The sequence below is a fragment of the Janibacter anophelis NBRC 107843 genome, assembly GCF_001570945.1.
GTDB classification, from domain to species: Bacteria; Actinomycetota; Actinomycetes; order Actinomycetales; family Dermatophilaceae; genus Janibacter; species Janibacter anophelis.
Genome location: NZ_BCSQ01000078.1, coordinates 1 through 12,735, shown reverse-complemented (window position 1 = coordinate 12,735; position 12,735 = coordinate 1). Strand labels below are relative to the sequence as shown.

Annotated in this window: 10 protein-coding genes and 1 pseudogene; 4 read left to right on the top strand and 7 right to left on the bottom strand. The window is 73.7% G+C overall.

All coding sequences use genetic code 11. From position 1 onward, the window contains the following. The 7 genes and pseudogenes from JAN01S_RS15305 to JAN01S_RS15275 all read right to left on the bottom strand — a co-directional run. Positions 1–1,251: pseudogene (locus tag JAN01S_RS15305) on the bottom strand (hypothetical protein); the annotation flags it as partial. A 2-nt stretch (positions 1,252–1,253) separates the two neighbouring features. After that, a complete protein-coding gene (locus JAN01S_RS15300; RefSeq protein ID WP_244884861.1) occupies positions 1,254–2,093 on the bottom strand; it encodes a PP2C family protein-serine/threonine phosphatase in 840 nt (279 codons plus the stop codon). After that, positions 2,090–2,563, bottom strand: coding sequence for a hypothetical protein (locus JAN01S_RS15295; RefSeq protein ID WP_068319528.1), 474 nt, complete (start codon positions 2,561–2,563; stop codon positions 2,090–2,092). Before JAN01S_RS15295 ends, JAN01S_RS15300 begins: the two co-directional genes overlap by 4 nt. A 12-nt stretch (positions 2,564–2,575) precedes the next feature. Continuing rightward, positions 2,576–3,052, bottom strand: coding sequence for a hypothetical protein (locus JAN01S_RS15290; RefSeq protein WP_068319526.1), 477 nt, complete (start codon positions 3,050–3,052; stop codon positions 2,576–2,578). A gap of 73 nt (positions 3,053–3,125) precedes the next feature. Further along, the gene (locus tag JAN01S_RS15285; RefSeq protein ID WP_068319524.1) at positions 3,126–4,430 is read right to left on the bottom strand and encodes a WXG100 family type VII secretion target; all 1,305 of its coding nucleotides are present in this window, start codon (positions 4,428–4,430) and stop codon (positions 3,126–3,128) included. 182 nt (positions 4,431–4,612) lie between these two features. After that, entirely contained in the window at positions 4,613–6,079 is a 1,467-nt protein-coding gene (locus JAN01S_RS15280; protein ID WP_068319522.1) for a CCA tRNA nucleotidyltransferase, read from the bottom strand. Between the two features lie 35 nt (positions 6,080–6,114). Then, on the bottom strand, positions 6,115–7,068 hold the full coding sequence (locus JAN01S_RS15275) for an esterase/lipase family protein (protein ID WP_068319521.1): 954 nt from the start codon (positions 7,066–7,068) through the stop codon (positions 6,115–6,117). 164 nt (positions 7,069–7,232) lie between these two features. Between JAN01S_RS15275 and JAN01S_RS15270 the strand changes: the two genes are divergently transcribed. The 4 genes from JAN01S_RS15270 to JAN01S_RS15255 form a co-directional block, all read left to right on the top strand. After that, a complete protein-coding gene (locus tag JAN01S_RS15270; RefSeq protein WP_068319520.1) occupies positions 7,233–7,715 on the top strand; it encodes an NUDIX hydrolase in 483 nt (160 codons plus the stop codon). After that, on the top strand, positions 7,688–9,748 hold the full coding sequence (locus JAN01S_RS15265; RefSeq protein ID WP_068319519.1) for a DUF6049 family protein: 2,061 nt from the start codon (positions 7,688–7,690) through the stop codon (positions 9,746–9,748). The genes JAN01S_RS15270 and JAN01S_RS15265 overlap by 28 nt, the downstream gene beginning before the upstream one ends. Continuing rightward, positions 9,745–11,421 (top strand): murein biosynthesis integral membrane protein MurJ, encoded by a 1,677-nt coding sequence (murJ, locus tag JAN01S_RS15260; RefSeq protein WP_068319517.1) that lies wholly within the window; start codon positions 9,745–9,747, stop codon positions 11,419–11,421. The genes JAN01S_RS15265 and murJ overlap by 4 nt, the downstream gene beginning before the upstream one ends. Before the next feature lie 94 nt (positions 11,422–11,515). Continuing rightward, positions 11,516–12,735, top strand: a 1,220-nt coding sequence (locus JAN01S_RS15255) for a protein kinase family protein (protein WP_502685841.1), incomplete at its 3' end; no start/stop codon positions are given.

Sequence of the window (12,735 nt, the reverse complement as noted above, 5' to 3'; positions counted from 1 at the left end):
GGCCACCGGCAGCGCCGGCTCGGCGCCAGCGGGGGCGTCCGCGGCGACGGGGCCGGCGGTCTCGGCGGGGACTTCAGCGTCAGCGTCGGCGAAGGGAGCGCTGCCGGGCATCGGGGGAAGTCCACCCGAGTGCTCCCCCACCGTGGGGCCCGACGGGGCGGACGGTGCGGACTCGTCCTCCTCGCTCGGCGGGGCCAGGGTGGCCCCGGCGGGGTGGTCGGCGGGCTGGAATCCGCCGGCCGCCGCGACCGGGCCGGAGTCGATCGCGGACTCCTCCTGCGACTCCTCCTCGACGCCGGCGAGCAGGCTGCTGCGGTGGTGGTGGGTGTTGCCGAAGAGGAAGTCGAAGCTCGGCAGGTCCTCGTCCTCGCTCGCCCGCTCGCTCGCAGGCGCAGCAGCGGCCTCGTCCGGCTCCGCCACCTGCGGGGCCTCGTCCGGGGTCGAGGTCTGGGGCGCCTCGGGCTCCGGCTCGGCGGCGACGAGGTCCTGGCCCTCAGGGGCCGGCGTCTCGACGACGTCCCCCTCCTCGACCGGCTGCTGCGGCTCGGCCGTCGCGTCGGCCGTCGACGCCGCGACCGGCTCCGCGGCTCCGGCGGACCGGTCGAAGACCGACGGCATCGCCCACCCGGCCGCTGCCGGGGCGGCGCCGGCGGGAGCGGCGGACTCGGGGGCCTCCTCGGTGGTCGGCTCGGGCTCGCCAGCCGGCTCGGAGGCCTCCTCGGTGGTCGGCCCGGGCTCGCCAGCCGGCTCGGGCTCCATTGCGGGCTCCACTGCGGGCTCCGCGGCCGGCTCGTCGAGAGCTGCAGCCTTCGCGGCCTCGGGCTCCCCGCCGATCGGCTCCTGGCCGGCCACGTCGACCGCCACGGGTGCGGCGAGTGACTCGGGCTCCGCCTCGCCCGTGCTCATGACGACATCGCTCTCGCCGGGGGCGAGGTCCTCGTCCGTCCACGGGCCGCGCGCGGGAGCGGTGATGGTGCGCCCGACGCCCCCGGCGTCGGACACGACGACCGAGGCGCTGCCCCGGACGAGCACGCGTCCGGTGCCCTCGTCGACGAGGGCGAAGTCCGGGGTGCGCCGGACACCACCGGAACTCAGCTCGTCGGTCACCACGTCGGCGAGGTCGTCGTCCTCGGCGGCCGCCACGGCGGCCTCGACGCGCTCGACGAGGGAGGCATCCCCCTTCGCCAACAGGTGGATGCCGTCTCGGACGACCTCGACCCAGCCGTCCCGGCCCTCGATCCTCGTGCGCATGGTCACTCCTTGTCGCTCATCTGTCCCCGCGGCGCGGTGTCCTCCCCCGACTGGCGCGGGCTCGTCACCGACAGGTCGTCACCGACGGATCCGTCGAGGTTGACGACCACCACCGTGACATTGTCACGCCCACCGGCGTCGACCGCTGCCCGAACGAGCTCCTCGGCCGCCTCCTGGGGGTCGGGATGCCGCTGCAGGATCTCACGCAGGCGCTCGTCGGTGAGCTCATTGGTCAGCCCGTCGCTGCACACGACGAAGCGCTCCCCGGCGTACGGCGGCAGCACCCAGATGTCGGACTGGTACGCGTAGTCGGTCCCGAGGGAGCGCGTCACGACATTGCGCGCCGGGTGCACCCGGGCCTCCTCGGGGGTGATGACCCCCGCGTCGACGAGCTCCTGCACCTCCGAGTGGTCGACCGTCACCTGCGTCAGGGTGCCGGCGATCTCGCGGTAGACCCGCGAGTCACCGACGTTGAAGACCGCCCAGTGGTCAGCGCCACCGGCGGTGACCAAGGCCAGCCCGGTGGCGGTGGTGCCCATCCCCTTCTGCTCCGGATGGGAGTCGACGGCCTCGAGGATGCGCTCGTTGGCGAGCAGCAGCTGCTTGGTCACGTCGTCGGCCGTCAGGTCCTCGCGCGGGACGAGCTCGCGCATCGTCTCGACGACGATCCCGCTCGCCACCTCACCGGCCGCGTGCCCGCCCATGCCGTCGGCCACGACGAAGATCCCGCCCTCCGCGAGCGCGGAGTCCTCGTTGAGCGAGCGCACCCGACCCGTGTCCGTCGCCGCACCCACCCGCAGCATCAGCCCGGGCAGCTCGTCGTGACCGGCCACCGCCGTCACGAGGCCACCCGGATGGTCCGCAGCACCTGCTGGACCTCCGCGTAGGCGCTCTGGGCATCGCCGCCACCGACCGATCCGGTGGCCTGGATCAGGTCCACGATGCGGCCGCGGCGCGAGCCGGCGAAGAGGTGGATCTGCACGATCGTGCCGATCTGCTCGTCCACCCACGAGACGTTGACCCCGACGAAGGGCACCTCACCCAGCTCGAGCTCGAAGGGCTCGTCGACGTGGCCGTCCTGCTGTTGGGCGACGAATCCCCGCAGCTCCTGCAGGGCGTGCCGCATCGTGAAGTCGGAGGTGCGCTGGAAGCCGCGGATGACGACGTTGGGCGCGAAGCCCTGGTCGCTCTCGACGCGTCGGCACGACAGCAGGGTGCCGCCGACGCGCACGGGGGCCCACGTCTCGGGCACGTCGATGGTCACCCCCGGCGGGCCGGGGAAGGTCTCACTCGGGTACTTCAGCTCTGGCATGGGTGCGTGCTCTCAGGGATTGATGCGGAGGGAGTCGACGATGCGGTCGATGGTGCCGTAGTCCGGATCCCGGCGCGCGCCGGCGTACGAACCGGTGACCTGGATGACGTCGAGGACGTCGTTGGTGCGCTGCGCGGTGAACCAGTGGACCTGCCCGACCGTGCCGGCCTCGCCGTCGACGAATGCCAGGTCGGCACCGACGAACTCGCGGCCGTCGACCTCCTGGTGCTTCAGCACCCCGACCTGGCCCTCACGCCGCTGGGCCACGTACTCCGACAGCTCCGCGTGGATCTCGTCGGGACCGAAGGGGGCGAGGCGCTGGTAGAAGCGCACGACGACATTGGCGAGGAAGTGATCGGCACGCTCCGCCGCGTCGCGGATGGCGACGAGCGTGTCCGGGGCCCACACCTGCACCCAGCCCTCCGGCATGTCGAGGGCGAGGCGCGGCGGGCCGGGAACGACCTCGCTCGGGTAGGTGATCTGGGTCATGCTGCGCTCCTGTGGGCTCGGGGGCGGCGGCCGTGGTCCGGGGCCAAGCCTGCCATCTGCGGTCGAAGGGGGGTCACCACCAGTTCCCGGGGTTGATCGGGGAGTCGGCGAGGGCCTCGCCGACGTCCTCGAGGCCGTCGAGGACCTCGTTGGGTGAGACCGAGACGTCGAAGGACAGCGACCCACCGATGCCGAGCGTGGCGCCGATGTCGACGGAGACGCCGACGCGCTCCATGGTGACCTCGGCACTGGCGTCGGCATGGGCCCCGATGCCGTAGGAGAGCGATCCCGAGACCCCGACGTCGGCCGGGCCGAGGTCCTGGCTCACGCCGCCCTCGATGCGCCCGCCGGCGAAGGCGTCGAAACCGGCCTCGACGCGGGCTCCCGCCGGCCCGATCTGGGCGCCGGCGTCGACCTCGGCCTGCGCCCCGATGTACCCCTCGCCCTGCGCGGCGGTGCCGTGCTCGTTGGCCCAGTGGGCCTCGCCGCGCAGGAGGTAGGCGCCGGCCTCGGCGTTGGCCTCGATGTAGCCACCGCGCACGGGGTCGATGCCCATCGCGCCGTCGGTCTGCGCGTTGTAGGAGAGGAACTCGCCGCTCGCCCCGACCTGGTCGTCGCCGACCTGTCCACTGGCGACGCTGTCGCTGGCGCCGACGTCCCACAGCCCCTGCTCGACGATGGGCTCGCTCGAGACGTTGTCGAGGACCGCCTGGGCGTTGTCACCGACCTCGTTGTCGAAGGAGCGCTCGGTCGACCACGACTCGCCCCAATCGCCCCGGCCCTCGGTGCCCCGGGTGCTCTCGTGCTCGCTCTCCCAGCCGCCACCGTGGTCGGTCGTCTCGATCGAGCTCTCGGTCTCGTTGCCCCACCGGTCCTGGCTGTTGCGCCACCTGCCCTCCTGGTCCTCCTGCCAGGTGCGCCCGGTCAACGGGTCGTAGTGGTGCCGGTTGCCGTGGTCGTCGGTGTTGGTGCGCACGCCCGCCGAGTCGGGTCCGCGGTCGAGGATGTCGTAGCCGGACTCGAGCGGCTGGCGGCTGGCCTCGACGCCGTCGCCGTGGGGACCACCGGGACCAGCCGGGCCCGTGTGGCCGCCGGGGCCGCCGTGGCCCGGTCCACCCCCGCCCTGCCCCGACGCGCTGTCCTGGTCGTCGGCCTGCCGGCGCAGCTCCCGTGCCCGGTCGCGCAGCATCTCGCCGGCCGCGCCGAGCTGCTTGGCCGCGTCGGTTCGCCACCGCACGAGCAGCTGCTGGCCGTCGTCGCCACTCCAGTTGGCCTGCAGCACGTCGGCACTGGCCCGGCCCCTGGTGAGGATGTCGTTGAGCTTGTTGACCTGCGTCTCGAGGTCACCGGCGACCTGCCGCACGCGCGCACTGTCCATGCCGTGCCGGACGGTCATCGAGGTTCCCCCTGGTGGTTCACGTGTGGCGTGTTGCGTCTGCGGACCAACCTAGAGCGCGCCCGTCGCCCCGCGCGATGGGCAGCACTCCCCTCCCCCGCGCACCGGGTCGAGGTATCGCCGGCCCCCCAGGAGGGTCGGCCCCACCTCGACCGGGGATACCTCTACTCGCGCTGCCCCCACCACTCTCGCAGCCGCTCGGCGGCGACGTCCTTGCCGATCGGCCCCTCGTCGAGCCGCAGCTGCAGCAGGAACCGGTAGGCCTCGCCGAGCACGGGACCCGGCTCGATGTCGAGCACGGCGGCGATCTCGTTGCCGTCGAGCTCGGGACGCACGCGGTCGAGCTCCTCCTGCTCGCGCAGCTGCGCGATGCGCTCCTCGAGGTCGTCGTAGGCACGGCGCAGGCGGGCGGCCTTGCGCTGGTTGCGCGTGGTGCAGTCGGCCCGGGTGAGTCGGTGCAACCGCTCGAGCTGCGCTCCCGCGTCGGTGACATAGCGGCGCACGGCCGAGTCGGTCCACTGCCCGTCGCCGTAGCCGTGGAAGCGCAGGTGCAGCTCCACGAGACGGGCGACCGACTTCGTCGTCTCCTTGTCGAAGCGCAGTGCCCGCAGGCGCTTGGCCGTCAGCTTCGCGCCCACGACGTCGTGGTGGTGGAAGGAGACCCCGCCCCCCGGCTCGAAGCGCCGCGTGCGCGGCTTGCCGATGTCGTGCAGCAGCGCCGCGAGGCGCAGCACGAGGTCGGGCCGCGGGACCGGGTGCCCCTGCCCGTCCTGCCCGACACCCGGCTCGCCCTCGAGGTCGATGGCCTGCTGCAGCACGGTGAGCGAGTGCTCGTAGACGTCCTTGTGCCGGTGGTGCTCGTCGATCTCGAGACGAAGGGCGGGCAGCTCCGGGAGCATCTGGTCGGCCAGCCCCGTGTCGACGAGGACCCGCAGGCCGGCGACCGGGTCGTCGGCCAGGACGAGCTTGACCAGCTCGTCGCGCACCCGCTCCGCGGAGACGATCTCGAGGGTGGCCGCCGCCTCGGTCATCGCGGCGAGGACCTCGGGTGCCGGCACGAGGCCGAGCTGCGCGACGAACCGGGCGGCGCGCATCATCCGCAGCGGGTCGTCGCTGAAGGAGACCTCGGGTGCCGACGGCGTGCGCAGCCGCCCTGCCGCCAGGTCGAGCATCCCGCCGTGCGGGTCGACGAGCTCGAGGTCGGGCAGGCGCAGCGCCATCGCGTTGACGGTGAAGTCGCGGCGGACGAGGTCGTCCTCGAGGTTGTCGCCGAACGCGACGACCGGCTTGCGCGTCGTGCCGTCGTAGGCGTCGGCCCGGTAGGTCGTCACCTCGACGGTGTGCTCCGCCTTGCGGGCACCGATGGTGCCGAACTCACGGCCCATGTCCCAGTGGGTGTCGCCCCACGCCGCGAGGATCGCCTCGGTCTGCTCGGGCGAGGCCGAGGTCGTCAGGTCGAGGTCGCCGCTCGTGCGCCCGAGGAAGGCGTCGCGGACCGGGCCGCCGACGAGGGCCAGCTCGTGCCCGCCCTGCGCGAAGCGCTCACCGAGGTCCGTGAGCAGCGGGACGATGGGGGCCAGGTGGGCCACCGCGGCACGCAGGATCTCGGGGGGCAGAGCGGGGGAGGACATGGGGCCCAAGGTTACGCGCAGGGACCCGTGGTCCGTCAGAGCACGGGCGTATTGGGCAGGCACCGCACGTAGCCGCGACCCTGCGGGTGCAGGGCCCGCTTGGTGAGGTCGATCAGCCGGGGGCTGGCGGTCATGGAGAGGTGGTCGCTGACGTCGATGCCGCAGCCGTCCTGCAGCGTGATGTTGGTGACGCTCGCGCCGGGTCCCTCCTCGAGGAAGGTCGCCTGGTACGGGGTCGACACCTCGTCGTACCGGGTGGCGATGACCGTGTAGTCCACACCCGGGACGGTGTCACCGTCGGCGGTGAGCGCCGTGATGTAGTCGGACCCCTGGATCTGGTCGACCGCGGCCTGGCCGAGACCGGCTCGGGTCAGGTCCGTCGCGCCCACCGCCGTCGCGAGGGTCCCGAGACCGAGGAGGGTCGTGCCGTGGTGCGTGGCACCGTAGGTGACGACGTCGTCGACGCCACCGCCGCCGTGCTTCTTGAGCACGTCGGTGATGATCGTGCCGCCCTGCGACCAGCCGACCATGTCGACCTCGGCGAAACCGGTGCGCTGACGCACCGTCGCGGCGAACGCAGCCAGCTCGTCGCCGTTGTCCGACAGTCCGGTGGTGCCGTACACGCCCGGCAGCTGCGCGGCGACGTCGGTGCCGTCGGTGCCGTAGTTGAAGGAGTACACGCAGTACCCCGCCCAGGCCAGCTCTGGGGCCATCCGCGCGAAGGAGTTGTACTGGTTGGCGTAGGTGCCGTGCACGAGGACGACCGGCTGGGTACCCGCGCGCGGGGTGCAGTCCCAGTCATTGGCCCCCGCGGCCTGCGCGTCCGGCTGGACCAAGGAGTAGAGCAGGGCCGCGCTGAAGTTCAGCTGGTAGGGCCCGGTCACCGGTGCCTGCTGGGTCTCGGCGGCCGCGGGGCCCGTCCCCAGGACCGTGGAGGAGAGGGCGGCGGCACCGGCCGCTGCGAGGAGACGTCGGAGGGTGATCTGCATGGGTACTCCCGGCTCTGGCGTCGTCGTCGACGCGCCCCCGTCCCCGTTGACGGGGGGACCTTCGACTCTAGGGCAGGCGGGGTGACCTCGCGTGTCGAGCGCCCTGCGGCGACCCGGGCCGCAGCACCCGGAGCCGTCATGGGACGGGTGGCTACAGTGACCACATGAGTCACCCCGCTCCCACCTCCGGACCGCAGCGCCGTCTGCCCGCGGTCGAGGAGCGCAGCGCGGGTGGGGTGGTCGTCGACGTGCACGAGGGTCAGGCCCGCATCGCCGTCATCGCGCGGCGCAACCGGGCCGGTCGCCTCGAGTGGTGCCTGCCCAAGGGACACATCGAGGGTGAGGAGACCCTCGTGGAGACCGCCGCCCGCGAGGTCGCCGAGGAGACCGGCATCGAGGCCCGCGTCCTCGTCGAGCTCGGCACCATCGACTACTGGTTCGCCACGCCCGACCGGCGGATCCACAAGTTCGTCCACCATTACCTGCTCGAGGCGATCGGCGGGTACCTGACGATCGACAACGACCCCGACCACGAGGCCGTCGACGTCGCCTGGCTCCCGCTGCGGGACGCGCCGCGACACCTGACCTTCCCCAACGAACGACGCATCGCGAGGGAGGCGTGGCAGCGGCTCGCCGGCGACGCCTGAGCGCCGGCACCGCGAGCCTGCTGCTCGCGCTGCTCGTGCTGCTCCCCGTCGCTGCCGCCATGCCCGCCGTCGCCGCACCGGAGGACCCGGACGCCGACGGCACGACCCGGCTGACGATCACCTCGATCACCACGGTCGTCGACGAGGACGAGCGCGCCCGGGTCGTCGGCCGCCTGAGCAACACCGGCGACGCGACCCTCGAGGAGCCACGGGTCAGCCTCGTGCCGAGCCCGGCCCGGGCAGGTCGGGCCGACATCTCCACCTGGTCCGAGGGGACCGAGCCGGTCACCGGCACGGCCGCGGACGACGCGACCCTGCCCGACGTGCCCGCCGGCGGGTCCGCCCCCTTCGCCCTGGAGGTCGACGGCGAGGACCTGCTCCTCGACGGCCCGGCCGGGGCGGCCCGGGTCAGCATCCAGACGGACGCACACGCGGTCCACACCTTCATCGGCGTCCACCGGCGCAAGGAGTACGTGCCGCTGCGCGTCGTGTGGGGCATCCCGCTGCTGCTGCCTGCCGACGAGCGCCTGTGGCGCACGGGGGGCAGCGAGCGCACCGCCGCCTGGCAGGAGGCCGTCGGCGAGGACTCGCGGATCGGGCAGCTGATCGAGGAGCCACCTGCCGACGACGAGGCCTGGCTGCTCGACCCGTCCCTGCTCGACGTGCCGAAGGTCGCGGACGACGGGCGGATCGAGCAGGCCGAGCGCACCATCCGCCGGGACCGGGCGGCCGCCCTGCGCGAACGCGTCGTCGGCGAGCGCACGCTCGTCCTGCCCGGTGGTGATGCAGACGTCGACGCCGGCACCCGTTCGGCCGCCGGTCGTGACCTCGTGGGTCGCCGGGTCGCCGAGGGGGTGCGCGTCGCCGAGGAGCTCGGCGCGCGCTCGGACGTGCTGTGGCCCGCGGAGGGCGTGGTCACCGACCGGCGCGCGCGGGCGCTCGACCGGATCCACCAGGGTGAGACGACCCTGCTCACTCCGTCGACGAGCCTCGACCCGGAGAGCTTCACCCCGACGGGCGGGGCCCGCACCGACGGCGGCACGCCGCTGGTCGTCCGGGACGGTCCGCTGTCCGACATCGTCGAGGGTCTCGGCGGGCCCGAGGACCTCGTGCTCGCCCGGCAGCAACTCGTCGCGGAGAGCGCCGCCCTGCTCTCCGAGCGCGCCGGCACCGAGCGGACGGTCCTCATCGTCCCGGACCGCGACGCGAGCCCCGACCCCGCGACGTGGGAGCAGCTGCGCGACTCGACCGAGCGCATCCCGTGGCTCGCCGACGGCGACCTCGCCTCGGTCCTCGAGGACTCGGCGGCGGCCCAGCCCGAGTTCACCCCCCGGGACCTGGGCGCGATCCGCCGCTCGATCCCGCACGACCCACCGGCCCCCGCGGCGCTCACCCCGGACCGGGCCAAGCGGCTCCTGGTCGCCCAGCGCGAGATGTTCACCTTCGCCTCGGTGCGCTCGGACGGACCACAGTGGCGAAGGGAGGTCCTCCCCTCCCTGCACCAGCTCACCTCGACCCGGTGGCGGCAGGACCAGGGTGCGTGGGTCCGGCAGTGGGTCGCGCTCGGCGACGAGGTGGTGCTCGCGCAGGACGACCTCGAGGTCTCCTCGGGTGACGTCAACTTCTTCGCCGACACGGGGCGGCTGCAGATCACGGTCGTCAACACGACCGATGTCGAGCTGTCCCACCTCGTCGTGCGCCTCGTGCCCGACAACCCGTCGCTGCGCATCGACGACCAGCCCGAGCCCGTCACGATCGGTCCCGGTGGGCGGCAGACGGTGACCGTTCAGGCCACCGCCCTGGCGGCCGGCCAGGTCCCCGTGCACGTGTCGGTGGCGACACCGGGCGGCGAGCAGCTCGCCGTGCCCGCGACCCTGCGGGTGCGCGTGCGTCCCACCGGCGACTCGATCTACTGGGTCATCGGTGGCGCCGCCGTCCTGCTCGTCCTCGCCGGGACCTGGCGTACCGTGCGGGGCGGTCGCCGCGCCGACGGGGCCGCAGACGACACCCGCGACGACGAAGGACACGCATGAGCGAGGCCACCACGCCGGCCCCCGGGCCGGACGAGGAGATCGTGGACCGCTCGAGCCCGGGGATCGGCCGCTCCAGCGCGGTCATGGCGGCCGGGACGCTCTTCTCCCGGATCCTCGGGTTCGCTCGCAACAGCCTGACGGCCTACGTCGTCGGCCTGACGATCATCGCCGCCGACGCGTGGAACGCCGCCAACACGCTGCCCAACATCTTCCACCTGCTCATCGCCGGCGGTGTCCTCAACGCCGTGATCGTCCCCCAGATCACCCGGGCGATGCGGGACCCCGACGGAGGCCGGACCTACATCAACCGGCTGCTCACGCTCTCCGGCGTGGCGCTGGCGGTCGTGACGCTCGTGCTGACGCTCGCGGCGCCGCTGCTCGTCTCGCTCGTCGTCTCGAGCAGCTGGCCGGCCGAGGCACGCACGCTGGCGACCGCCTTCGCGGTGCTCTGCCTGCCGCAGGTCTTCTTCTACGGGCTGTACACCCTCCTCGGGCAGGTGCTCACCGCCCACCACCGGTTCGGCGCGTTCATGTGGGCACCCGCCCTGGCCAACGTCGTGGCGATCGGTGGCCTGCTGTGGTTCGTGCTCGCCGACCGGCCGCTCCAGGGGCCCGTGTCGTCGTGGGACCCGACGATGATCGCCGTGCTCGGCGGCTCGGCGACGCTGTCGATCGCGCTGCAGGCCTTCGCCCTGATCCCGGCGCTGCGCAGCACCGGCCTGCGCTACCGGCCCGTGTGGGGCCTGCGCGGCAGTGGTCTGGGCGGCGCCTCCCGGATGGCCATGTGGGCCTTCGCCGCGGTCGTCATCGGCCAGCTGGCCTACCTCGTCAACTCGCGGGTCCTCACCGGGGCGCTCCACGCCGCCGCCGACCAGGGCGTCGAGGGCGCCGGGCTCACCGCTTACGCCAATGCCTTCCTCCTCTTCATGCTCCCGCACGGCATCATCACCGTGTCGTTGGTCACCGCGCTCTTCACGCGGATCTCGCACGCGGTGCACGACGACGACACCCGTGCCGTCACGAGCGACCTGCGGCAGGGACTCACCGTCCCCGGCGTGCTCCTGGTGCCCGGGACCGCGGCGATCATCCTGCTCGCCCCCTACCTGCTCGCGGCCGTGCTGCCCGGCATCTCCAGAGCCCAGACCGACGCCTCGGTCGGCGTGCTCGTCGCGATGATGCTCGGCCTCGTGCCCTACGGGTGGTTCTTCCTCGTGCAACGCACCTACTACGCGTACGAGGACGGACGCACTCCCTTCGTCCTGCAGCTCGTCGTCACCGGGATCGCCCTGACCTTCACCGTCATCGGCAGCGTCGGCCCACCCGTGCACACGGCCACCTGGGTCGGCCTCGGTCAGACCGTGTCCAACCTCGTCGCCGCCCTCATCGGGCTGTGGCTGCTGCGGCGGCGGATCGGGCGCCTCGGCCTCTCCGAGGTGGTGCGCACCTTCGTCCGGCTCGGCATCGCCACCGCCGTGGCGACCCTCGTCGGCTGGCTCCTCATGCGCGGCCTGCTGACCGTCCTCGACGGGGGGACCTGGCTCGGGGCGTTCGTGCTGACGTCGGTCGTCGGACTCGTCGTCCTCGCCCTCAGCCTGGGCCTGGCCGCGCAGCTGCGGGTGCGCGAGGTCACCGAGCTGCTCGCTCCCCTGACCCGACGCCTCGGCCGCGGCTGACGCGCCCCCGCCGTCCGGCTCCCGGCGCGCGCCCCGTCGTGGACCTAGGATGGCGCGGCAGACATCCACCGACGAGAGGGACAGCGTGCACGGGGTGAACCCGGGGACCGAGCTCGGTCGCTACACGGTCGAATCCCGGATCGAGCAGATCCCGGGCGGTGAGCGCTGGGCGGCGAGGGACACGACGCTGGACCGCGACGTGACGCTCGTCGTCATGCCCGCGGAGGACGACACGACACTCGCCGCACTCGACGCGGCCCGCCGCGCCGCGGGGGTCGAGGCGGCCCAGCTCGTGCGCATCCTCGACGTCGGCGGCGAGGGTGACCTCGCCTGGATCGCCGAGGACGCCCTCACCGGCTCCCGGACCTATGCCGCCGCCATCGGCGAGGAGGGCCTGCCCGCCGAGGAGGTGCGCCGCATCACCGGCGAGATCGCCACGGGCGTCGAGGCGGCCCGGGCCCGCGGCCTGCACCACCTCGCCCTCACCCCCGAGATCGTCGAGCTGACGAGCGACGGCCGGGTCAAGGTGCGCGGCCTGGCCACCGCCGCCGCCCTCGCCGGCATCGAGACCGAGGGCGCCGAGGCCGACCGTGACGACGCCATCGGCATCGTCGCCCTGGCCTACGCAGGACTCACCGGCACCTGGCCGCTCGAGGCGCGCACCACGCTGCCCGCCGCGCCGCGCATCGACGGCGTGCCGAGTCCCCCTTCGCACCTCGCCGTGGCCGTCCCGGGTGACCTCGACACGATCTGCCGGGAGACGCTCGGCGACGGCACCGGCCCCGACTCGGCCGGCGACTACGCCGCCCAGATCGCGCCCTGGTCGCGCATCCCGCTCGCGGGGGCCGTGCGCACCAGCCCGACCGCACCGGAGGAGCCGGCGAGCACCGACGTCGCGTCCGACGACACGGTCACGCTGCCCACGACCTCGACCGGATCGGCCGGAGCTGCCGGTGCCACCGGTGCTGCGGCCGCCGGTGCCGGGGCAGGGGCTGCCGCCGGGGCCGCCGGTGCGGCGTCCGCGGGCTGGGGCGGTGACGTCGACGGCGACCACGACGCGGACCAGGTGACGCGCCCGATCCGTCTCGACGAGTCCCGCCACACCGTGGAGATCACGCCGGGCGGGCAGGGCTCGGCGGGCACGACATCACGCACGAGCGACGACGACCATGATGACGCCACTGGCCGGCGCGCCCACGGTGCCCGACACGGTGCCGACGACGCCGACGCTCCCCATGGGCGCACCGCGGCCGGTGCGGCCGCAGCCGCTGCTGCCGCGGCGGCGGGCGCCGCGGCGGGTGCGGCGGCCACCGG